Origin of the sequence: Chromobacterium violaceum ATCC 12472 (assembly GCF_000007705.1) — a bacterium.
Taxonomy (GTDB): domain Bacteria; phylum Pseudomonadota; class Gammaproteobacteria; order Burkholderiales; family Chromobacteriaceae; genus Chromobacterium; species Chromobacterium violaceum.
Map to the genome: position 1 here is coordinate 1,724,705 of NC_005085.1, position 21,739 is coordinate 1,746,443.

Sequence of the window (21,739 nt, forward strand, 5' to 3'; positions counted from 1 at the left end):
CCGGATCGAGCAGCGACTTGCTCGCGCTCTTGTGGCCGGCGTCGGGGGCCGCCGCCAGCGGTTTGGAATGATTGTTGTCGTTCATATCGAATTTCCTTGACTGACGGGCTTAGCGGGCGGCGAGCATTTGCAGGTGCTCGACCACCGGCCCCAGCGCCAGGGCCGGAACATAGTTGAGGGCGCCCACCAGCAGCACGGTGCCGATCAGCAGCGTCACGAACAGCGGGCCGTGGGTGGGCAGGGTGCCGCCGGTGACGGCCAGGCGCTTCTTGGCGGCCAGCGAGCCGGCGATGGCCAGGATGGGCACGATCATGAAGAAGCGGCCGAAGAACATCGCGAGGCCGGTCATGATGTTGTAGAACGGCGTGTTGGCGGACAGGCCGGCGAAGGCGCTGCCGTTGTTGTTGGCGGCCGAGGTGAACGCGTACAGGATCTCGCTGAAGCCGTGCGCGGCCGGATTGGCGATGCCGGCCTTGCCGGCGGCCAGGCTGACGGCGATCGCGGTCAGCGCCAGCACCAGGGTCGGCGTCACCAGGATGGTGATCGCGGTCATCTTCATCTCGTAGGTTTCGATCTTCTTGCCCAGGTATTCCGGCGTGCGACCCACCATCAGGCCGGCGATGAACACCGCCAGGATGGCGAAGATCAGCATGCCGTACAGGCCGGAGCCGACGCCGCCGAACACCACTTCGCCCAACTGCATCAGGAACATCGGCACCAGGCCGCCGATCGGCGTCAGCGAGTCGTGCATCGCGTTGACCGCGCCGCAGGAGGCGGAGGTGGTCACGGCGACGAACAGCGAGGTGTCGATGATGCCGAAGCGGGCTTCCTTGCCTTCCATATTGCCGCCGGATTGCAGCTGGCTGGCGCGCTGGTCTATGCCCAGCGAGCTGTATTGCGGCACGCCGGCCTGCTCGGCGCGGGTTTCCACCACCACCGCGGTGGCGAACATGATGGTCATCGCGGCGAGGATGGCCCAGCCTTGGCGGCGGTCGCCGACCATGCGGCCGAACAAGAAGCACAGCGCGGCCGGGATCAGGAAGATCGCGATGTCCTGCAGGAAGTTGGCCAGCGGGGTCGGGTTCTCAAACGGGTGGGCGGAGTTGGCGTTGAAGAAGCCGCCGCCGTTGGTGCCCAGCATCTTGATTGCTTCCTGCGAGGCCACCGGGCCCATGGGCAGGGTTTGCGTCTGGCTGGTCTTGTCCTCCATGACGGGTTTGCCGTCCTTGCCCAGCACCGGGTTGCCCTTGGCGTCCTGCTTGGGCTGCTGGTATTTGACGGTTTCGACGGTATGGACGTCCTGGTAGGCGGACAGGTTCTGGATGGCGCCCTGCTGGGTGAAAACCAGCGCGAATACCACAGCCAGCGGCAGCAGCACGTACAGCGTCATCCGGGTGACGTCGACCCAGAAATTGCCGATCTTGGCACTGCTGTGGCGGGCGAAGCCGCGGATCAGCGCGATCACCACCGCGGCGCCGGTGGCGGCGGACACGAAGTTCTGCACCGTCAGACCCAGCATCTGGGTCAGGTAGCTCATCGTGGTTTCGCCGCCATAGCCTTGCCAGTTGGTATTGGTGACGAAGGAAATGGCGGTGTTGAACGAGGAGTCGGGCGATACCGCGGCCATCGCCTGCGGATTGAACGGCAGCATGCCTTGCAGCCGTTGCAGCGCGTAGACGGCGGCCACGCCCAGCACGTTGAACAGGATCAGCGCCACCGCGTAGCCGCGCCAGCCCATCTCCTCCTCCTGCTTGATGCCGGCGAGGCGGTAAAAGCCGCGTTCCAGCGGCGCGCACCAGCGCGCCGGGCCGATGTTCTCCCCCTGCATGACGCGCGTCATGTAGGCGCCCAGCGGCCAGGCCAGCGCGATCAGCACAACCAAGAACAGCCCTAGTTGCAGCATGGCGGGTGTGCTCATGATTAGAAATTCTCCGGTTTGACCAATGCGTAGATCAGATAGACGAACAGTCCCAGCGCCAGCAGGGCGCTGATCAGGTACCAGGCGGTCATTGCTTGCCTCCCAAGCGGTCGCAGGCTGCGATCAGGAGCCAGGTCAGCGCGCCGAACAGCGCGACCAGGCCCAGGTAGAGCAGATCCATAACGAAAATCTCCATGCGTAATGTGCGATGTGGAAGGTAATCAAACCGGCGTCAAAAACCTGATAAAAGCGCGCGGGCAGGCATAAAGAAAATATAAAAATTATCTTTATCGGTAATTTTTTGATCGATTAATTACAGGTTTGGCGATTTTTTTGAATTTTCTTTAGGTTAAACGCCAAGGCCTTGGCAAGTTTGGTCGCCTTGCCTGTTGGTCATCAACGGGTCGTTCGGGCGGGAGAGGGGATGTAAAGAAAAAACAAAGAGGAGTCAGCCTTGGGCGAGAGATAGGCTGTCGCGGGGCCCGCGAGGCCCCTGGCGAAGGGGAGGTGGCGATCAGAACAAATCGTCGCAGCGGTCGGCCAGGAAGCGGGCATCGTCGCGGTCGTGCGCGCGCTGGCGGACTTTCTGCTGGCGAGATCGCTCCTCATCGCTCAGCTGCGGCTTGGCTACCGCGTAGAGAAAGCTTTCATGCTGGTCACGGGCTTGTTTTCTGCGAACGCTCAGGGGGATACGAGAAATCATCCTGCACCTTTCGATCTCGAAACGTGGGCTTCTCAGGGGGCCTGGCGGCTGGCGTGCTGTTGGGTGTCGCAAGCGGTCAGGCTGCGCCCTGACGGTATCAAGTTGACGCGATTTGTCAGGTTTGTAAAGCACTTGGGTGTAAATCGGGAAGGGGTTGTGGCGTTCCTTGTCGTTTTGTTCATATCAAAACATAGTCGGGTCTTGTTACATGGGCTTGACGATGCGATGAAGCCTGCATGCAAGCATGGTTTTAGGTTTAATACTCATATTGTTGTAGCTAATAGGTCTAAATTGTTATAAGCAAAGCGCGTAGCATCAAGGACATCTTGCAGCATGAATGGGGGTTCCCATGGATTTGGGATATACGGTGGCGGGGTTGGCCGTCGGTTTCATCGTCGGCTTGACCGGCGTGGGCGGCGGCTCGCTGATGACGCCCATTCTGCTGTGGTTCGGCATTTCGCCGGCAACCGCAGTCGGCACCGACCTGCTGTATGCCGCGGTGACCAAGGCCGGCGGCGTGGTGGTCCACCATCGGCAGCGCCACATAGACTGGCGCATTACCTGGCATTTGTCGTTGGGCAGCGTGCCCGCGGCGCTGCTGACGCTGGGCCTGCTGTCCTGGCTGCATGTGCCGGCCCAGGTGATGGACGCACTGTTCCGTTTCGTGCTGGGACTGGCGCTGCTGCTGACGGCTTTCGCCATCCTGTTCAAGCCCTGGCTGCTGAAAGTCGGCGGCCATCATGCGGCGAAGCTGGGCGCAGACGGTCGCTGGTGGCCGACGGCGCTGGTCGGCGTGATGCTGGGCGTATTGGTGACGCTGAGCTCCATCGGCGCCGGCGCCCTGGGCACGCTGGCCCTGTTCATGTTGTACCCGACCTTGCCGACTTCCCGGCTGGTCGGCACCGAGATCGCCCACGCGGTGCCGCTGACGCTGGTGGCGGGCCTGGGCCACGCCGGCATGGGCCATCTCGACTGGATGTTGCTGCTGAAGCTGCTCAGCGGCTCGCTGCCGGGCATCTGGCTGGGCAGCCGCCTGGCCGGCCGTCTGTCCGACCACTGGCTGCGGCCGGCGCTGGCGGTGATGCTGGCCTTGGTTGGCGGCAAGCTGGTGCTTTAGCTTTTCGCGCCGCTGACAAAAGCCCGGACTCCGCCCCGCGCCTTCTGGCGGTGAGATTGCGCTGTCTGCGTCGGCGCGCCTTGGCTAGGGGCTTTGCCAGCGGCGCTGGCGTTTGGAGAGGGGCGGCGCCGCGCTTTCTTTGCCGCTTTGTTCCCTATGGATGGTTGTAGCGTTTCAGCAGCGCGGCATAGCGGCCATCCTGCTTGATTCTGTCCAGCGCCGCCTGCAGCCGGGCGGCGTATTCCGGCTTGCTGTCCTTCTGCAACGCGAAGTAGAACCGGGTATGGTCGTCCAGCACGCGCACCGATTCCAGCCGTTCGGGATCCAGTCCCTGCTTGCGCGCCGCGTAGCGTTGGAACAGGGCGACGCCGACGCTGAACTGCACCCGGCGCGCGTACAGCAGCTTGGCGGATTGGGCTTCGTCGTTGGTTAGCACCAGCGCGTCCCTGTCGGACAAGCCCAGGTCTTCCAGCATCTTCTGTCCCGGCGTGTCCCGCGCCACCGCCACCCTGGCCCGGCTGAGGTCTTCCAGCGCAAAGAAGGGGACGGCGTTGGGGCCGCTCAGCCGAAACAGCTCGATGGGCAGCGGCAGCGCTGGGCCCACCCATTTGAACCACGCCTCCCGCTCCGGCGTCCTGACCGTCAGGTAGAGCAGGGTGTTGGGCGTTTGCTGGGCTTCGCGCAGCGCCCGGCTCCAGGGTTTGATTTCCACCGCCGCGCGCAAGCCGCTGTCGTGCAACATCATCTGCAGCAATTCATTGGCGAAGCCTTTGCGGGCGCCGTCCTCCTCGTAGCTGAGCGGGGGAAGGGTTTCGGTCAGCGCCAGCAGGTCGGGAGGCGGCGCTTCGGCGCGGATGATGGGGGAGGCGAGTGCGAGCAGCAGGGCAATGAGGCGGGCGCGCATGGGTTTCACCGGTGCGTTGGCATGCTTTCTTTTCCCACTATAAGCGCGGCGGATAAAAAAAGAGCCCCGGTGGAACCGGGGCATCGAAGCAAACAACAAAGGAGAAGCCATAAGAAGCATCGTTATATTAGTAATTCTTGATTCTGCTTGCTTTGACTTGAAACAAACTTACAGATTCTGTTGGTTTGGATTATCTGTTGTATTACAGCCTGCTCATGCGGCCAGCGTCTTGCTCAGCTCGATGCGCTCATCGTCGACGCCGGCCGGATAGGGCTGGATCGCGCTCTGGCTGTAACCCAGCCGCTGGTAGAAGCGCAGGTTGTCGGGCAGGCGCCGCCGGGTGGACAGCTTCAGTTTCCGCACGCCCTGGCGGCTGAGCTGATGTTCCGCGTGGCTCATCAACGCCGATCCGAGGCCGTAGCCTTGCCAGTCCGGATGGGTGCAGACGCGCTTGACTTCGGCGCAGCCGTCGTCGGGCGGCAGCACCAGCAGGCAGGCCACCGGCTGTCCTTGCCGTTCGGCGACGAAGATCTGGCTGCCGCTGGCCAGGTGGCCGGTCAGGCTGGCGACGGTTTCGTCCAGCGCGGTGGGGCGGCTGGGCAGCATCGTTTGCAGCGGGCCGAAGGCCTGTTGCAGCAACAGGCGGATGGCGGGGAGGTCGTCCCAGCCGGCGAGGCGAAATGCGGTGTCGCTCATGGCGTGCTCCTGAGGATGGGCCGCCGTCGAGTGTAATGAAAAATTATGAAGATATGAAAAACGGCCACATGGAATCCATGCGGCCGTTTGTTCTGCGCAACACGAGGGGACGGTTTACAGCTTGCCGGCCACCCAGGCTTGCACGCCGTTCAGCGCGGCGTCCAGGTTTTCCGGCTGGGTGCCGCCGGCCTGGGCCATGTCGGGGCGGCCGCCGCCCTTGCCGCCTACTTGCTGGGCGACGAAGTTGACCAGTTCGCCGGCTTTCAGCTTGCCGGTCAGGTCGGCGGTGACGCCGGCCACCAGCGCCACTTTGCCGTCGCCCTTGGCGGCCAGCACGATGGCCGCGGAGCCCAGCTTGTCCTTCAGCTTGTCCAGCGTCTCGCGCAGCGCGGTGTTGTCGGCGCCCGGCAGCTCGGCGGCCAGCACCTTGACGCCGTTGATGTCGGCGGCGGCGTCGGCCAGGCTGTCGCCGGCGGAAGAGGCCAGTTGTCCCTTCAGCTTGGCCAGCTCCTTCTCCAGCGCCTTGGCGCTGTCCTGCAGCGCGGCGATCTTGGCCAGCACTTCGTCGCTGGTCTGCGCTTTCAGCGCGGCGGCGGCTTCCTTGATCAGCGCGTCCTGGGCCTGGATGTAGGCCAGCGCGCCTTCGCCGGTGACCGCTTCGATGCGGCGCACGCCGGCGGCCACGCCGCCTTCGGCGACGATCTTGAACAGGCCGATGTCGCCGGTGCGCTTGACGTGGGTGCCGCCGCACAGTTCGGCGGAGAAGTCGCCCATGGTCAGCACGCGGACCTCGTCGCCGTATTTTTCGCCGAACAGCATCATCGCGCCGGACTTCTGCGCCGCTTCCATGCTCATCAGCTCGGCCTTGACCTCGTAGTTGGCGGCGATCACGTGGTTGACCACGCGCTCCAGCTCGGCGATCTGCGCGGCGGTGACGGCTTCGCCGTGGGCGAAGTCGAAGCGGGTGCGTTCCGGGTTCACCAGCGAACCCTTCTGCACCACGTGGCCGCCCAGCACATGGCGCAATGCCGCGTGCAGCAGGTGGGTGGCCGAGTGGTTGCGGGCGCTGGCCTGGCGCTGGTGCAGGTCGATGGTGGCGGTGACGGCGTCGCCCACTTTCAGCGCGCCGCGGGCGAGCTTGCCCTTGTGGCCGAAGGCCGCGCCCTGAATCTTCTGGGTGTCGGCCACGTCGAACAGCGCGGCGATGCCGCCGGCGGCGGAGATTTCGCCGACGTCGCCCACCTGGCCGCCGCCCTCGGCGTAGAAGGCGGTGCCATCCAGCACCACGATGCCTTCGTCGCCGGCGGACAGGCTGTCGACCGGATCGGTGCCCTTGTACAGCGCCAGCACTTTGGCCTCGACGCTGGACTTGTCGTAGCCGTGGAAACGGGTGTCTTCGCCGTCGTAGGCGATCTTGCCGCTCATCTTGAAGTTGGAGCCGGCGCGGCCGCGCTCGCGCTGGGCCTCCATCGCGCGCTCGAAGCCTTCCAGGTCGGCGTGGATGCCGCGCTCGCGGCAGATGTCGGCGGTCAGGTCCACCGGGAAGCCGAAGGTGTCGTACAGCTTGAAGATGGTGTCGCCGTCCAGCGCCGTCTTGCCGCCTTCCAGCGCGGAGTCCACCAGGCCCATGCCGATTTCCAGCGTTTCGGCGAACTTGATTTCCTCGGCGCGCAGCGCGTCCTCGATATGGGCCTGCTTCTCGCGCAGCTCCGGATAGGCTTCGCCCATCTCGGCGACCAGGTCGGCGACGATCTTGTGGAAGAACAGGCCCTTCTGGCCCAGCTTGTAGCCGTGGCGGATCGCGCGGCGGGCGATGCGGCGCAGCACGTAGCCGCGGCCCTCGTTGGACGGCAGAATGCCGTCGGCGACCATGAAGGAGCAGGCGCGGATGTGGTCGGCGATCACTTTCAGCGACGGCACGTCCTGGCTGTATTCGACGCCGGTTTCGCGGGCGGCTGCGCGCACCAGACAGGCCAGCGCGTCGGTTTCGTAGTTGGACTTCACGTGCTGCAGCACGGTGGACAGGCGCTCCAGGCCCATGCCGGTGTCGACGGATGGCTTGGGCAGCGGGTGCAGCGTGCCGGCTTCGTCGCGGTTGAACTGCATGAAGACGTTGTTCCAGATCTCCATGAAGCGGTCGCCGTCTTCGTCCGGGCTGCCCGGAGGGCCGCCGGCGACGGACGGGCCGTGGTCGAAGAAGATCTCGGTGCACGGGCCGCAAGGGCCGGTGTCGCCCATGGTCCAGAAGTTGTCGGACGCGTACGGCGCGCCCTTGTTGTCGCCGATGCGGACGATCTTGTCGGCCGGCAGGCCGACGGTCTGGTGCCAGATGTCGTAGGCTTCATCGTCGGTGGCGTACACCGTCACCATCAGCTTGTCCTTCGGCAGCGCCAGCCATTGCTCGCCGGTGAGGAATTCCCAGGCGAAGGTGATGGCGTCGCGCTTGAAGTAGTCGCCGAAGCTGAAGTTGCCCAGCATTTCGAAGAAGGTATGGTGGCGCGCGGTGTAGCCGACGTTTTCCAGGTCGTTGTGCTTGCCGCCCGCGCGCAGGCATTTCTGGCTGGTGGTGGCGCGGGTGTAGTCGCGCTTCTCGAAGCCCAGGAACACGTCCTTGAATTGCACCATGCCGGCGACGGTGAACATCAGCGTCGGGTCGTTGCCGGGGATCAGGCTGCTGGAGGGAACTACCTGGTGGCCTTTGGAGGCGAAGAAATCCAGGAATTTCTTGCGAATTTCAGAGGTTTTCATGATTTTTCGGTCAATTTTCAAAATCTGGTCCGGGCGCCGTGCCAGGACGAATCCATCGATTGTGTCAAGCCGGGGCCTGGCTGGCAAGCGCTTCGCAGCGCTGCTTCAAGGCCTGGTTCATTTGCAGGAAGCCTTGGCGGACGCGTTCCAGCCGCCCGCCGCCGATCAGCGGCAGCAGAATGCCCGAGAAATCTTCGCCGTGATGCAGGCGGGTGCCGCCGTCATCCAGCGCTTCCAGCCGGAAGCGGTGCTCGCCGTCCAGCAGGCCGGAAACGAGCAGTTCGCCGCGCCAGGCCAGCAGCGCGCCGGCATCGAACGCCGTCAGCCGCGGCCGGAAGGTCAGGTGGCGGCCGCCGGGCGGGCGGAGGGTGGCCACCAGCCGCGCGCCCGCTTCGTGGCGGCCGTGCAGGCCGACGATGAACGGGTTCCACTCCGGGTAGCGCCGCCAGTCTGTCAGCACCCGCCACACCCGCTCCGGGCTGGCGGCGATGTCGATCTGGGTGGCGATGCTGCGCGTGGCCATGGCTCAGTCCTCGTAGAAGTCGTCGTCCGCGCCGCCCGCCAGCACCTGGCGGATCACGTCGGCCGGAAAGCCGCGCTGCGCCAGGAAACGGTACTGCCTGGCTTTCTCCGCGGCGTCGGCCGGCAGGCGGCCGAATTTCTTGCGCCACTGCTCGCGCGCGCTGGCGAGGTCGTCCTGGCCGGACAGCGCCTCGCGTATGGTGTCGCTGTCCACGCCGCGCTGGCGCATTTCCTGCGCCAGGCGGCGGCTGCCGAACTTTGTTCCCTTGCTGCTGGCGAACTGGCGGGCGAAGCGGTCGTCCGACTGCCAGTTCGAGGCGGCCAGCTCGTCCAGCGCCGCGTTGAGCTCGTCCTCGCTGTCGGCAAAAGGCGCGAGCCGCCGAACCAGTTCCTGCCGGGTGTATTCCCGGCGGGACAGCAGTTCGGCGGCCCGCGCCTTCAGGCTTTTGCCTTCCGCCGCCATCAGGCGTCGAAGGCGTCGTCGGCGAACTCTTCGTCGCCCTGGTTTTCGTTGATTTCGATCTTCACGCCCACCGCTTCGCGGATCTTGCGCTCGATCTCGTCGGCGATGGCCGGGTTGGCTTTCAGCCATTCGCGGGTGTTGTCCTTGCCCTGGCCGATCTTCTGGCCGTTGTACGCGTACCAGGCGCCGGACTTGTCGATGAAGCCGTGCTTGACGCCCAGCTCGATGATTTCGCCCTGGCGCGAGATGCCCTCGCCGTACAGGATTTCGAAATCGGCCTGGCGGAACGGCGGGGACACCTTGTTCTTCACCACTTTGACGCGAGTGTCGTTGCCGATCACTTCGTCGCCCTTCTTGATGCCGCCGGTGCGGCGGATGTCCAGGCGCACGGAGGCGTAGAACTTCAGCGCGTTGCCGCCGGTGGTGGTTTCCGGGTTGCCGAACATCACGCCGATCTTCATGCGGATCTGGTTGATGAAGATCACCAGGGTGTTGGTGCGCTTGATGTTGCCGGTCAGCTTGCGCAGCGCCTGGCTCATCAGGCGGGCCTGCAGGCCGACGTGGCTGTCGCCCATCTCGCCCTCGATTTCAGCCTTGGGCACCAGCGCGGCGACGGAGTCGACCACGATCACGTCCACGCCGCTGGAGCGAACCAGCATGTCGCAGATTTCCAGCGCCTGCTCGCCGGTGTCCGGCTGCGAGATCAGCAGGTCTTCGACGTTGACGCCCAGCTTCTGCGCGTAAACCGGGTCCAGCGCGTTTTCGGCGTCGATGTAGGCGCAGGTGCCGCCCAGTTTTTGCGCCTCGGCCACGGCCTGCAGACACAAGGTGGTTTTACCCGACGACTCCGGGCCGTAGATTTCGACCACGCGGCCGCGCGGCAGGCCGCCGACGCCCAGCGCCAGGTCCAGGGTCAGCGAGCCGGTGGAGATCACTTGCAGGTTTTCGGTGATCTGGTTGTCGCTCATGCGCATGATCGAGCCCTTGCCAAATTGCTTTTCAATCTGGGCCAGGGCAGCGGCCAGCGCCTTGCTCTTGTCTTCGGAAGCCATGCTGTCTCCAAATGGGGTAGTCGGACCAATGATGGGGGCGATTATCGCAGAAAAAAGCTGGGCCAACAGCAGCTTGGGGCCGCGGTTTTCGTGCCATGGTCGTAAAGCCGCGCCACGGCCCCTTTTGGCGCGGTGCAGGATGTGTACAATGGGGACATGATGAACGAACGCGCCCAACATTTGCTGAAGGCGCTGATCGAACGGTACATCGCCGACGGTCAGCCGGTCGCCTCCAAGACCCTGTCGCTGCTGCCCGGCGTGGAGCTGTCGTCGGCCACGGTGCGCAACGTGCTGGCCGATCTGGAAAACATGGGCCTGATCGCCTCGCCGCACACCTCGGCGGGCCGGGTGCCCACTGCGCGCGGCTACCGGTTGTTCGTCGACCGGCTGCTGACGATACGGCCGCTGGACGAGCTGTCGCGCCACGAACTGGAGGCCAATCTGCAGCCGGACAGCCCGCAGCGCATCGTGCAGGCGGCGTCGTCGCTGCTCTCCGAGCTGACCAGTTTCGCCGGCGTGGTGCTGACGCCGCAGCGCAGCGACGTCGCTTTCCGCCAGATCGAATTTCTGCGCCTGTCCGAACGGCGGGTGCTGATGATACTGGTGACGCTGGACGGCGACGTGCAGAACCATTTGCTGGTGACGGAGCGCGATTACACGCCGAGCGAGTTGATCGAGGCCGGCAATTTCATCAACCAGCATTACGCCGGCCAAGGGCTGAGCGCCGTCGCGCAGCGGGTGGAGAGCGAGCTCAAGCAGCTGCAGGGAGACATCGCCGAGCTGATGGCCGCCGCGGTGAAGCTTGGCCAGCAGACGCTGGCCAAGCGCAGCGAGGACGTGGTGGTCAGCGGCGGCTCGCGCCTGCTGCAGGTGCACGACCTGTCCGACGACCTGTCGCGGCTGCGGGAGCTGTTCGGCGTGTTCGAGCGCAAGACCGAGCTCTTGAAGCTGCTGGCGCAGGGCAGGGAGGCGCAGGGCGTGAACATTTTCATCGGCGAGGAGTCTGGAGTCATGACGCTGGACGAATGCTCGGTGGTGACCGCGCCCTACTGCATCAACGGCCAAGTGGTCGGCACGCTCGGCGTGGTCGGCCCCACGCGCATGGCCTACGAGCGGGTGATCCCCATCGTCGACATCACCGCCCGCCTGGTCAGCAACGCGCTGTCCTTCCGTGAATGAATCCGAGCCATACCCAAAAGAAAGCAGAATCATGAAATCGATGTTGAAACTGGCCATCGCCGCCGCCCTGGCCGGCGCGGCCCTCACCGCCCCGCCAGCCCAGGCTGACGCCGCCTTCCTGTCTCGCCCCGATGTGCAGCGCTACATCGACGAGCAGGTGGCGAGCGGCCAGTTCAATCGCCCCGAACTGGAGGCGGTGTTCGCCAATGTCGAGCTGAAGCCCAACATCATCCGCATCCTGGACAAGCCGTCCACCTCGCGGCCGTGGTACCAGTTCCGCGCGTCCACCGTCAACGACAAGCTGATCGCGGACGGAACCGCGTTCTGGCAGGCCAACGCCGACGCGCTGTCCCGCGCCGAGCGCCAGTACGGCGTGGCGCCGGAGGTGATCGTCGCCATTCTGGGCGTGGAAACCCATTACGGCCGCAACACCGGCAGCTTCCGCCTGGTGGATTCCTTGTCCACCATCGGCTTCGACTACCCGCGCCGCGCCGCGTACTTCCGCGGCGAACTGACCCAGTTCCTGCTGCTGGCGAAGGAGGAGGGCAAGGACCCGCTGACGCTGAAGGGGTCCTACGCCGGCGCGATGGGCCTGCCGCAGTTCATGCCGTCCAGCTACCGCAAGTGGGCGGTGGACTTTGACGGCAGCGGCCACCGCGACATCTGGAACAACCCGCATGACGCCATCGGCAGCGTCGCCCATTATTTCCAGCTGCACGGCTGGCGGCACGGCGACGACGTGGTGGCGCCGGCCAGCGTGGCGCCAGGCGCCCAGGTCGACAAGCTGCTGGCCGACAAATTCAACTTGCACTACACGGTGGGCGAGCTGCGCAAGCTGGGCGTGGCGCCGCAGGCGCAGCTGGCCGACGACGTGCCGGCGGTGCTGTTCTCGCTGGAGACCGCGCCCGGCGTCACCGAATACTGGCTGGGCCTGAACAACTTCTACGCGATCACCCGCTACAACCGCAGCACGCTGTACGCCAAGGCGGTGCAGGAAATCGCCGATCAGCTGCGCGCGCGCTACTACGCGACGCTGGCGCAGCGGCCGGACCCGGCGTCCGTCGCGCAGTAAGGCCGGGCCCGCGCAACCGGCCACCGGCGCCGCCCGCGCGGCCGCGCCGGTGAAACCTGTCGCCTTGCGCGGCAATTCCCGTTAAAATCCGCCCCCATGAGCTATCAAGTCCTTGCCCGCAAGTGGCGCCCCAAACGCTTCGCCGACCTGGTCGGCCAGGAGCACGTGGTGCGCGCCCTCTCCAACGCCCTGAAAGAGCAGCGGCTTCACCACGCCTACCTGCTGACCGGCACCCGGGGCGTCGGCAAGACCACCATCGCCCGCATTCTGGCCAAAAGCCTGAACTGCGAGACCGGCACCACGGCCGAGCCCTGCGGCGAATGCCAGGCCTGCCGCCAGATCGACAGCGGCCGCTTCGTCGACCTCTTGGAGATCGACGCCGCGTCCAACACCGGCATCGACAACATCCGCGAAGTGCTGGAAAACGCCCAGTACGCGCCTACGATGGGCCGCTTCAAGGTCTACATCATCGACGAAGTGCACATGCTGTCGAAGAGCGCGTTCAACGCGATGCTGAAGACGCTGGAAGAGCCGCCCGGCCACGTCAAGTTCATCCTGGCCACCACCGATCCGCAGAAGGTTCCGGTGACGGTGCTGTCCCGCTGCCTGCAGTTTTCCTTGCGCAACATGACGCCGCAGCAGGTGTCCAGCCACCTGGCCCACATGCTGGACATCGAAGGCATCCATTACGAGGCGCCGGCGCTGGCCTTGCTGGGCCGCGCGGCGTCCGGCTCGATGCGCGACGCGCAGTCGCTGCTGGACCAAGCCATCGCCTACGGCCTGGGCGAGGTCAAGGAAGACGGCGTGCGCGCGATGCTGGGCGCGGTGGACCGCCGCTACCTGTTCACCCTGCTGCAGGCGCTGGCCGCGTCCGACGGCCCGGCGCTGATGGCCGAGGCCGACAGGCTGGCCGAGCGCGGCGTCAGCTTCGATTCCGCGCTGTCCGAACTGGCGGTGCTGCTGCAGCAGCTGGCATTGGCGCAGACGGTGCCGGCGGCGCTGGCGGCCGACGAGCCCGAGCGCGACACGCTGTTCGCGCTGGCCGACGCCATCGCGCCGCAGGACGTGCAGCTGTACTACCAGATCGCCATCCACGGCCGCAAGGACCTGGCCTTGGCGCCGGATGAACACGCCGGCTTCAATATGACCCTGCTGCGCATGCTGGCCTTCCATCCGGCCAACGCGCCGGCGCAGACCGCCGCGCCCGCGCGCCCGGCCGCGGCGGTCCAGCCGCGGCCCGTGGCCGCATCGGCGGCCGCCGTCGCCAGCGTCTCGGTGCCGGCGGAGCGGGGCATGTCGCCGGCCGCGCGCGCGTTGCAGGCCGCGGGCCTCGGCGCGCAAGCGCAAGGCAAGCCCCGCGCGGCGGAACCGTCCCCGGCCGCCGAGCCGGAACCCGAGCCCGCGCCACTGCCGTCCGCCGTGGTTTCGGCTGTGTCGGAACCGTCAAAGCCCGCGCCGAGCCCGCAGCCGGCTCCGGCGCTGGCCGCGCCGGTGTCCGAGCCGGCTGCGCAGGATGACGAGGACGAGCGCGACGAGGAAGAGATCGTCGAAGCGCCCTGGTCCGACGACGACGCGATGCCGGCCTACATGCAGCAACCGCCGCTGGAGGACGAGCCGTCCAGCTATAGCTTCGACGGCGACTGGCAGCGGCTGGTCGCCGACCTGGGCGCCAAGCTCGGCGCGGCGCGGATGCTGGCGCACAACGCCGTGCTGAAGCGCTGGAGCCAGGACCGCCTGGAACTGGCCGTGCCGGAGAGCTTCCGCCACATGAGCGGACGCGACTACCAGGAAAAACTCAAAGCCGCGCTGGCCGAACGCTTCGGCCATCCGGTGGACCTCGCGGTGACGGTGGAGGAGCTGGGGATGGAAACCCCGGCGATGACCGATGCCAGGCTGCGCCAGGAGCAGCTGGCCGTCGCCCGCGAGTGCATGCAAAACGATCCGGTGGTGCAGCAGATGGTACGCGAATTCGGCGCCACGCTGCTCATCGAGACCATTCAACCCGTACAGGAGTGACCGCGATGTTCGGTAAAGCTGGTATCGCCGGCCTGATGAAACAGGCCCAGCAAATGCAGGAAAACATGAAGAAGGCCCAGGAAGAGCTGGCCAAGGTGGAAGTGGAAGGCCAGTCCGGCGCCGGCATGGTCAAGGTCACCATGACCTGCTCCCACGACGTCAAGCGCGTCGCCATCGACGACAGCGTGCTGGAAGACGCCAAGGAAGACAAGGAAATGCTGGAGGACCTGATCGCCGCCGCCTTCAACGACGCGGTGCGCAAGGTCGAGGCCACCACCCAGGAGCGGATGTCCGGCTTCACCAACGGCCTGAACCTGCCGGCCGGGATGAAGTTCCCGTTCTGATCCCAGGGCCCGGCGACGGGCCTTTTCTTCGGCGCGACAGCGGCCCGCATCCCATGCCGCGGCGCTGCGCCGAGTTTCCCATCCGCGTCCCGGGACGCCGTTTTGCCTGCAGGTTGATGCCGTGTCGATGAAGAATCCTCCCGCGCTGGAGCAGTTGATCTCCGCGTTGAAAGTGTTGCCGGGCGTGGGGCCGAAAACCGCGCAGCGGATGGCTTTCCACCTGCTGCAGCGCGACAAGCAGGGCGCCGACAAGCTGGCGCGCGCGCTGGATCGGGCATTGACCCAGCTCACGCATTGCCAGCGCTGCAACACCTTCAGCGAGGCGGAGCTGTGCGCCATCTGCGCCGACGAGACGCGCCGCCGGGACCAGCTGTGCATCGTCGAAATGCCGGCCGACCTGATGATGCTGGAGCAGGCCAAGTGCTTCGACGGCCTGTATTTCGTGCTGATGGGGCGGATTTCGCCGCTGGACAACATCGGGCCCAAGGACCTGCACCTGGACAAGCTGTTGGCGCGGGCGCTGGACGGGCAGGTGAGCGAGATCGTGATCGCCACCAACTTCACCGCCGAGGGCGAGGTGACGTCCCACATGCTCAGCGAGTTGTTCAAGGAGCGCGGCCTGACGGTGACGCGCATCGCGCGCGGCATGCCGGTGGGCGGCGAGCTGGAATACGTCGACCTGGGCACGCTGGCGCAGGCGGTGTACGAGCGCCGCGGCGTGTAGTCCGGCATTGTCTTGTCATGGCCGCTTCGCTAGAATCGGTCCTTCCTACCCCGATTTCATCCTCAGGAGCCCTGTCGAAATGAACAAGTGATGCCCGGATGCCCCCGCATCCCCGATTCGTTCCGCCGTCCGGCGCGTGCGAGCGTGCGCATTGCTTGTTTTCGACAATCCGTTCCCAACCGTCTTCCCGTGCCGCGTGAGCCTGGCATGGACGGTTTGCGCGCAGCGCGCGTCGGCATTGCTGTTCCCTTCCCTCAACGGAGGACAAGATGCCCGATGCCGTACAACAACACGATGTTTTCCATTACAACCAGGCCGCCTGGGACCGTCAGGCGCGCGCCGACTGCGAGTGGTCGCGGCCGGTGGATGCCGCAGAGATCGCCGAGGCCCGGCAGGGCCGCGTGCTGGCCAGACTGACGCCGAAGCCGTTGCCGGCAGGCTGGCTCGACGACGCGCGCGGGCTGGATATCCTGTGCCTGGCCAGTGGCGGCGGCCAGCAGGCGCCGCTGCTCGCCGCCGCCGGCGCGCGGGTGACGGTGCTGGACGCGTCGGCGGAACAACTGGCGCGCGACCGCGTAGTGGCCGAGCGCGAAGGCCTGGAATTGAGATTGGAGCAGGGCGATATGCGCGACCTGTCGCGCTTCGCCGACGCGAGTTTCGACTGCGTGTTCCACCCCATCTCCAACCTGTACGTGCCGGACGTGGCGCCGGTATGGCGCGAGTGCTTCCGCGCGCTGCGCCCCGGCGGCCGGCTGCTGGCCAGTTTCTACAATCCGGCGGCGTTCGTCGCCGACCGCGATCCGGCGCTGATGGAGCAAGGCCTGATCCGGCCGCGCTTTTCCATACCGTACGCCGATCCCGCGCACCTGTCCGAGGCCGAGCTGGAGGCCAAGCGGGAGAGGGGCGAGGCGCTGGTGTTCGGCCACAGCCTGACCGAGCTGATCGGCGGGCAGGCGGCGGCCGGCTTCCTGATCGCCGGTTTTCATGAAGACTGGCAGCCGCGGCCGCGTTTCCTGATCGACCGCTATCTGCCCGCCTTCATCGCCACCTGGGCGCTCAAACCGGCCTGAGGCGCAAAAAAGCCCGCCGTTTGCGGCGGGCTTCTTCAAGCGAAAAACAAGATCAGTCGCCGCTGACCACGTCCACGCCCTTGGGCGGAGCGAAGGCGAAGCGGGCGGGCGGCAGCGCGGCGTTCTGCCGCTGCTGGCTGAACACGATGCGGGTGTCGTTGCCGAAGCTGTCGGTCAGCTGCATTTCCACCAGCACATTGTTCTTGAAGCCCATGCGGATGGCGCTGAAGGTGTTGTCCTGCTTTTTCGGGCTGGCGGCCAGCCATTCCAGGTCGCCCTGCTTGCCGGCCTCGTTCAGCTTGTAGCTGCGCTCGATTTCATTGTTGCCGGCCAGCAGCGCGGCCGGGCTGGAGCCCAGCGCGGCGCCCTGGGCCTTGCGGGTTACCTGGGCGAGGTCCTGGTCGTAGATCCACAGCGTCTTGCCGTCGCCGACGATCAGTTGGGCGTAGGGTTTGGTGTATTCCCAGCGGAATTTCCCCGGGCGGGCGATCTCCAGCCGGCCGCTGGCCTCTTCGCGCTTGCCCTTGTTGGTCACGGTCTGGTTGAAATCTGCCGACAGGGTCTTGCTGCCGGACACGAAGGCCTTGAGCTGGGCGACGGCGGAGGCTTGAGCCGGGGCGGCCAGGCCAGCGGCGATGGCGGCGGCGGTCAGCATGGGGAAAAGCGGTTTCATGGCGTCAATGTCCTTGCGGGCGGTGCGGACCGGAATGAAAAAGGATAGGACCGGAACGGCGCCGGCCCGGTTCATCGCCGGGCCGGCGAATGTGTTGGCGATTATTGCGCGCGGCGGGTCTTGCGCTTTTTCTTGGTCTTGGCCTGGGGCTGGGACGGCTGCGCCTGCGGTTCCGCGGCCGCGGCAGGCGCCGGAGCTTCGGCGTGATCGCCGGGCAGCAGCTTGTCGGTGTCCTTCAGCCAGTCGGGCAGTTCCAGCTTGTCGAAATCGACGATGTCGCTTTCGCTGAGCTGGTAGACGAACTGCGGCTTGCCGTAGTGGCTGTAGCGCACGTTGACGTAGGCGTCGCCGCTGAACTCGGGCGCTTCGATGTGGATCTTCTGGCGCAGGGCCAGCAGATCGCCGCCGCGGCTGGCGTAGAGGTCGCTGACCGTGCGGCTCTTTTCGCCGCTGGTCGGCTCGAGCTTGATCAGGCCCTGCACCAGGCGGATCATCGCCTCGGCGCCGGATTTGTCGTCAGGCTGCTTGGCCTGCTCGCGCGCCACCTTGGCCAGGCCGTCCAGCATCTGCAGGGTCAGCTTCTGCTCCTGCTGGCGGCTCAGCTCCATGCGCAGCTTGTAATGCGCGCCGACTTCGCCGGCATAGGCGTCCAGCGGCTGGAGGCTGAAGGCCTGCTTGTCCACCTGCGCGTACGCGTCGTCGATGATCTTGGGCATCGCCTGGTACATTTCCTTCAGCGGAATCCTGGCGGCCATGTCGGCCGGCAGCCTGGCGCGGATGAATTTGCCAGACTGTTTGCGCAGCGAGGGCAGGAACAGGTCTACGGCGGACGGGTCCAGCAATAGCGACATGTCCTGGGCGTGGAACTGCAGCGGCATCTTAATGCTGGCCAGCAGGTTGCGGCGCTCGAAGCGCAGCTCGGGGATGGCTTCCATCCGGCCGCCGGGCGCGTCGACCGCGCCGCTGACATTGACGCGGACCGAGCGGCCGACCTGGTCTATGGTGTCGGCGATATCGGGCTGGGACAGCTTGGAGTCGCCATCGGTGAAGACCAGCTTGTCGAAGCCGATCTGGGCGTCGAAGTTGTAGCTGGCGTTTTTCCAGTTCTGCAGCATCACCTTGCGGGCGGCTTCGTCGGGCGCCTTGCCTGCCAGCGGGGTGGCGCAGCCGGTGAGCAGGGCGAGGGAGGAGAGGGCGGCAGCGGCCGCCAGTTTCATGCGGATCATCGGTTTCAAGGTCCTGTGAATGTCCATGGTGCGCGATCTTGGCCGATCGTCTGGGTATGCCGGGATTATATCGCAGCCGGGATGGCCATGGCTTTGGCTTGTCCCCGCGGGACGGCCGGCGGCCGCCCGGGCAGGGCTCAGCTGAACTTGTTGGTGATCGGGTAGCGCCAGTCCTTGCCGAAGCCGCGCTGGGTGACGCGCGGGCCCACCGGCGCCTGGCGGCGCTTGTATTCGTTGATTTTCAGCAGCCGCACCACGCGGTTGACGTCGGCTTCGGCAAAGCCCGCGGCGATGATGTCGGCGGCCGACTGGTTGTCCTCGACGTAACGCGCCATGATGGCATCCAGCACCTCGTAAGGCGGCAGGCTGTCCTGATCCTTCTGGTCTGGCCGCAGCTCGGCCGATGGCGGCCGGGTGATGATGCGCTCCGGAATGATGTCGGACACGGTGTTGCGCCAGCGGCAGAGCTCGAACACCAGGGTCTTGGCCACGTCCTTCAGCACCGCGAAGCCGCCGGCCATGTCGCCGTACAGCGTGCAGTAGCCGGTGGTCATCTCGGATTTGTTGCCGGTGGTCAGCACCAGCTTGCCGCTCTTGTTGGACAGCGCCATCAAGAGCGTGCCGCGGATGCGCGCCTGCAGGTTCTCCTCGGTGGTGTCCATCTCCAGGCCGGCGAACGACGGGGCCAGCGCGGCCATGAAGCTTTCGTACATCGGCCAGATCTCGATCTCGTCGTACTTGACGCCCAGGCGGCCGATCATGTCGCGGCTGTCGGTCACCGAAATGTCGGCGGTGTAGCGCGACGGCATCATCACGGCGTGCACCTTGTCGGCGCCCAGCGCGTCCACCGCCACAGCCAGCGTCAGCGCCGAGTCTATCCCGCCGGACAGGCCCAAGAGCGCGCCGGGGAAGCCGTTCTTGCCTATGTAGTCGCGCACGCCGACCACCAGCGCGCGGTAGACGCTTTCCTGCGCTCCGGGCAGCGCGGCTTGCCGGCCGGGCTGGAAGTCGCCGTAGGCGAAATCCACCAGCAGCAGCTCGTCGTCGTAGGCCGCCGCCTGTGCCGCCACGTTGCCGGCCTTGTCCAAGGCGAAAGAGCCGCCGTCGAACACCAGTTCGTCCTGGCCGCCGACGAGGTTGGCGTAGGCCAGCGGCAGGCCGGTCTCCTCCACGCGGTAGCGCATCACTTGGTGGCGGGTCTCGATCTTGTCGCGGTGGAACGGCGAGGCGTTCAGGCTCAGCAGCAGCTCGGCGCCGGCGTCGGCGGCTTCGGCCGCCGGCTCCAGCTGCCAGGCGTCCTCGCAGATCAGCACGCCCACCTTGACGCCGTTCTGCTCGAACACCAGCGGCGCGGCGCCCGGCGTGAAGTAGCGGCATTCGTCGAACACTTCATAATTGGGCAGCAGCATCTTGTGATACTGGCCCAGCCGGTTGCCGTCGCGCAGCACGGTGGCGGCGTTGAAGCGCTCGTTGCCTATCCTGGCCGGATGGCCGACGATGACGGTGATGCCGTCCAGCTGCTCGATGATGTCCAGGCCGCGCGCCACTTCGCGGTAGAAGCTGTCGCGCAGCAGCAGGTCTTCCGGACTGTAGCCGGTCAGCGCCAGCTCCGGCGTCAGCAGGATGTCCGCGCCCTGGGCCAGGGCCGCGTTGGCGAGGTCGACGATTTTTTGGGCATTGCCGACGATGTCGCCGACCACGGGGTTGAACTGGGCGAGAGCGATACGCATCTTGAGAGGGCACCGATGATTCTTGATCGTTCAATTTTACCTGAACAGGCTCTCGGAAAGGAAAAGCATTGCAGCTGCAACTGTATGACGGCGTGGCCGCCATCGCGCAAGCGGCGTGGCCGGCGGCAGGCGGGGCGGGCGTGTTCGTCGGCCGCGAATGGCTGGCGGCGCTGGAGGAGACCGGCTGCGTCGGCGGCGCCACCGGCTGGCTGCCCCTGCCGCTGGCGCTGGAGCGCGACGGGCAGGCGGCCGGATTGGCGCCGGCCTATCTGAAGCGGCACAACCGCGGCGAGTACGTGTTCGACTGGTCCTGGGCCGAGGCCTATGCCCGCGCCGGACTGGATTACTACCCGAAGCTGGTGGTGGCGTCGCCGTTCACGCCGGTGACCGGCCGCCGGCTGCTGGGCGGCGCGGACGCGCAAGCGCGTCTGATCGCCGGTTTGCGGCAGCTGGTGGACGATAACGGCCTGTCGTCCGCCCACGTGCTGTTTCCCACGGCGGAAGAGGCTGCGCGATTGGAGGAGGCCGGCTGGTTGCTGCGCGAAGGCGTGCAGTTCCACTGGCGCAACCAGGCCTATGCCGATTTCGATGATTTCCTCGCCGCGCTGAGCCGCGACAAGCGCAAGAAAATACGCCAGGAGCGGCGCAAGGTGGCGGAGGCGGGCGTGGCGGTGCGGGCGCTGGAGGGCGGCGCGATCCTGGACGCCGATTGGCAGCTGTTTTTCCGTTGTTATCGGCAAACCTATCTGGAGCGCCATTCATCGCCCTATCTGAACCTGGATTTCTTCCGGCGGATAGGCGAGCGCCTGTCCGGGCATTGCCTGATGTTCGTCGCCAGCCGGGAGGGGCGGGATATCGCCGCCAGCCTGTGCATCCGGGATGGCGACGCGTTGTATGGCCGCTATTGGGGCGCGCTGGAAGAGGTGCCTTGCCTGCACTTCGAGCTGTGCTATTACCAGGGGCTGGAGTATGCGATCAGCCGAGGGCTGAGCGTCTTCGAAGGCGGGGCCCAGGGCGAGCACAAGCAGGCCCGCGGTTTCGAGCCGGCGCGCACGGTTTCCGCCCACTATATCGCGGATCCCAGGTTCCGTTCCGCCATCGCGGATTGGCTGCGGCGGGAGCGAGATGGCGTGGCTGATTATGTCGATCAGTTATTTTCCCATTCGGCTTATAAAACACTTGCGCGCGAAGAATAGGGCTTATATACTGCGCAGCCTCTGTGAACGAAACGCCCGGCGTCTCGATCCAGGGTTCTGGAGAGGTGGATGAGTGGTTTAAGTCGCACGCCTGGAAAGCGTGTTCAGGTTAATAGCCTGACGGGGGTTCGAATCCCCCCCTCTCCGCCAGAATTCATTACGGAATCGCCCTGGCGGTTTCGACAATCCAGCAAGACACCTCCGGAGAGGTGGATGAGTGGTTTAAGTCGCACGCCTGGAAAGCGTGTTTAGGTTAATAGCCTAACGGGGGTTCGAATCCCCCCCTCTCCGCCAAATTGAAAAGCCCCGATCCGTCGGGGCTTTTCGCTTCTCCGCCGCAAGAAAACCGGCGTCCTATTTTCCGCCTCGACTTTCTGTTTTTCCGA

20 protein-coding genes and 2 tRNA genes are annotated in these 21,739 nt (G+C 65.8%); 10 read left to right on the forward strand and 12 right to left on the reverse strand.

The annotated features are described in order from the left end of the window. Nucleotides 1–109 precede the first annotated feature (109 nt). From kdpA to CV_RS07830, 3 genes are all read right to left on the reverse strand, one after another. A complete protein-coding gene (gene kdpA / locus CV_RS07825; protein WP_011135151.1) occupies nucleotides 110–1,918 on the reverse strand; it encodes a potassium-transporting ATPase subunit KdpA in 1,809 nt (602 codons plus the stop codon). A 2-nt stretch (nucleotides 1,919–1,920) separates the two neighbouring features. After that, nucleotides 1,921–2,010 carry a K(+)-transporting ATPase subunit F gene (kdpF, locus tag CV_RS22820; RefSeq protein ID WP_021476355.1) on the reverse strand — a complete coding sequence of 30 codons (90 nt, stop codon included), beginning with the start codon at nucleotides 2,008–2,010 and terminating at the stop codon, nucleotides 1,921–1,923. A gap of 422 nt (nucleotides 2,011–2,432) precedes the next feature. Continuing rightward, on the reverse strand, nucleotides 2,433–2,621 hold the full coding sequence (locus CV_RS07830) for a hypothetical protein (RefSeq protein WP_011135152.1): 189 nt from the start codon (nucleotides 2,619–2,621) through the stop codon (nucleotides 2,433–2,435). Nucleotides 2,622–2,970: 349 nt separating this feature from the next. Between CV_RS07830 and CV_RS07835 the strand changes: the two genes are divergently transcribed. After that, nucleotides 2,971–3,738, forward strand: coding sequence for a sulfite exporter TauE/SafE family protein (locus tag CV_RS07835; protein ID WP_011135153.1), 768 nt, complete (start codon nucleotides 2,971–2,973; stop codon nucleotides 3,736–3,738). Between the two features lie 154 nt (nucleotides 3,739–3,892). Here the strand turns inward: CV_RS07835 and CV_RS07840 are convergent, their stop codons facing one another. The 6 genes from CV_RS07840 to recA all read right to left on the reverse strand — a co-directional run bounded on the left by CV_RS07840 (nucleotide 3,893) and on the right by recA (nucleotide 10,123). Continuing rightward, nucleotides 3,893–4,642 (reverse strand): substrate-binding periplasmic protein, encoded by a 750-nt coding sequence (locus CV_RS07840; RefSeq protein WP_043595809.1) that lies wholly within the window; start codon nucleotides 4,640–4,642, stop codon nucleotides 3,893–3,895. 213 nt (nucleotides 4,643–4,855) lie between these two features. Beyond that, entirely contained in the window at nucleotides 4,856–5,338 is a 483-nt protein-coding gene (locus CV_RS07845; RefSeq protein ID WP_011135155.1) for a GNAT family N-acetyltransferase, read from the reverse strand. Nucleotides 5,339–5,452: 114 nt separating this feature from the next. Further along, nucleotides 5,453–8,086, reverse strand: coding sequence for an alanine--tRNA ligase (alaS, locus tag CV_RS07850; RefSeq protein WP_011135156.1), 2,634 nt, complete (start codon nucleotides 8,084–8,086; stop codon nucleotides 5,453–5,455). 64 nt (nucleotides 8,087–8,150) lie between these two features. Beyond that, complete coding sequence (locus tag CV_RS07855; RefSeq protein ID WP_011135157.1) at nucleotides 8,151–8,609, reverse strand: SRPBCC domain-containing protein; 459 nt, start codon at nucleotides 8,607–8,609, stop codon at nucleotides 8,151–8,153. Nucleotides 8,610–8,612: 3 nt separating this feature from the next. Next, nucleotides 8,613–9,071 (reverse strand): recombination regulator RecX, encoded by a 459-nt coding sequence (gene recX / locus CV_RS07860; protein WP_011135158.1) that lies wholly within the window; start codon nucleotides 9,069–9,071, stop codon nucleotides 8,613–8,615. Continuing rightward, a complete protein-coding gene (recA, locus tag CV_RS07865; RefSeq protein WP_011135159.1) occupies nucleotides 9,071–10,123 on the reverse strand; it encodes a recombinase RecA in 1,053 nt (350 codons plus the stop codon). Before recA ends, recX begins: the two co-directional genes overlap by 1 nt. Before the next feature lie 156 nt (nucleotides 10,124–10,279). On the opposite strand from recA, the gene hrcA reads away from it, so the two are divergent. The 6 genes from hrcA (at nucleotide 10,280) to CV_RS07895 (ending at nucleotide 16,528) form a co-directional block, all read left to right on the forward strand. Continuing rightward, on the forward strand, nucleotides 10,280–11,302 hold the full coding sequence (gene hrcA, locus CV_RS07870; RefSeq protein WP_043595811.1) for a heat-inducible transcriptional repressor HrcA: 1,023 nt from the start codon (nucleotides 10,280–10,282) through the stop codon (nucleotides 11,300–11,302). A 31-nt stretch (nucleotides 11,303–11,333) separates the two neighbouring features. Continuing rightward, entirely contained in the window at nucleotides 11,334–12,374 is a 1,041-nt protein-coding gene (gene mltB / locus CV_RS07875) for a lytic murein transglycosylase B (protein ID WP_011135161.1), read from the forward strand. Between the two features lie 96 nt (nucleotides 12,375–12,470). After that, nucleotides 12,471–14,390 (forward strand): DNA polymerase III subunit gamma/tau, encoded by a 1,920-nt coding sequence (gene dnaX / locus CV_RS07880; protein ID WP_011135162.1) that lies wholly within the window; start codon nucleotides 12,471–12,473, stop codon nucleotides 14,388–14,390. A 5-nt stretch (nucleotides 14,391–14,395) separates the two neighbouring features. Further along, nucleotides 14,396–14,734: a YbaB/EbfC family nucleoid-associated protein gene (locus CV_RS07885; protein WP_043595814.1), complete on the forward strand. Its 339-nt coding sequence runs from the start codon at nucleotides 14,396–14,398 to the stop codon at nucleotides 14,732–14,734. Nucleotides 14,735–14,861: 127 nt separating this feature from the next. Beyond that, the gene (gene recR / locus CV_RS07890) at nucleotides 14,862–15,458 is read left to right on the forward strand and encodes a recombination mediator RecR (RefSeq protein ID WP_011135164.1); all 597 of its coding nucleotides are present in this window, start codon (nucleotides 14,862–14,864) and stop codon (nucleotides 15,456–15,458) included. 269 nt (nucleotides 15,459–15,727) lie between these two features. Continuing rightward, complete coding sequence (locus CV_RS07895) at nucleotides 15,728–16,528, forward strand: class I SAM-dependent methyltransferase (RefSeq protein ID WP_011135165.1); 801 nt, start codon at nucleotides 15,728–15,730, stop codon at nucleotides 16,526–16,528. Nucleotides 16,529–16,580: 52 nt separating this feature from the next. Here the strand turns inward: CV_RS07895 and lolA are convergent, their stop codons facing one another. The 3 genes from lolA to CV_RS07910 all read right to left on the reverse strand — a co-directional run bounded on the left by lolA (nucleotide 16,581) and on the right by CV_RS07910 (nucleotide 20,157). After that, complete coding sequence (gene lolA / locus CV_RS07900; RefSeq protein WP_011135166.1) at nucleotides 16,581–17,201, reverse strand: outer membrane lipoprotein chaperone LolA; 621 nt, start codon at nucleotides 17,199–17,201, stop codon at nucleotides 16,581–16,583. A gap of 101 nt (nucleotides 17,202–17,302) precedes the next feature. Further along, nucleotides 17,303–18,454, reverse strand: coding sequence for a hypothetical protein (locus CV_RS07905; RefSeq protein ID WP_011135167.1), 1,152 nt, complete (start codon nucleotides 18,452–18,454; stop codon nucleotides 17,303–17,305). A 110-nt stretch (nucleotides 18,455–18,564) separates the two neighbouring features. After that, the gene (locus CV_RS07910; RefSeq protein WP_011135168.1) at nucleotides 18,565–20,157 is read right to left on the reverse strand and encodes an NAD+ synthase; all 1,593 of its coding nucleotides are present in this window, start codon (nucleotides 20,155–20,157) and stop codon (nucleotides 18,565–18,567) included. Nucleotides 20,158–20,225: 68 nt separating this feature from the next. On the opposite strand from CV_RS07910, the gene CV_RS07915 reads away from it, so the two are divergent. The 3 genes from CV_RS07915 (at nucleotide 20,226) to CV_RS07925 (ending at nucleotide 21,647) form a co-directional block, all read left to right on the forward strand. Next, nucleotides 20,226–21,353 (forward strand): GNAT family N-acetyltransferase, encoded by a 1,128-nt coding sequence (locus tag CV_RS07915; protein WP_011135169.1) that lies wholly within the window; start codon nucleotides 20,226–20,228, stop codon nucleotides 21,351–21,353. A gap of 59 nt (nucleotides 21,354–21,412) precedes the next feature. Beyond that, nucleotides 21,413–21,503 (forward strand) — tRNA-Ser (locus tag CV_RS07920). A 53-nt stretch (nucleotides 21,504–21,556) separates the two neighbouring features. Next, a tRNA-Ser gene (locus CV_RS07925) sits at nucleotides 21,557–21,647 on the forward strand. Nucleotides 21,648–21,739: the final 92 nt, after the last annotated feature.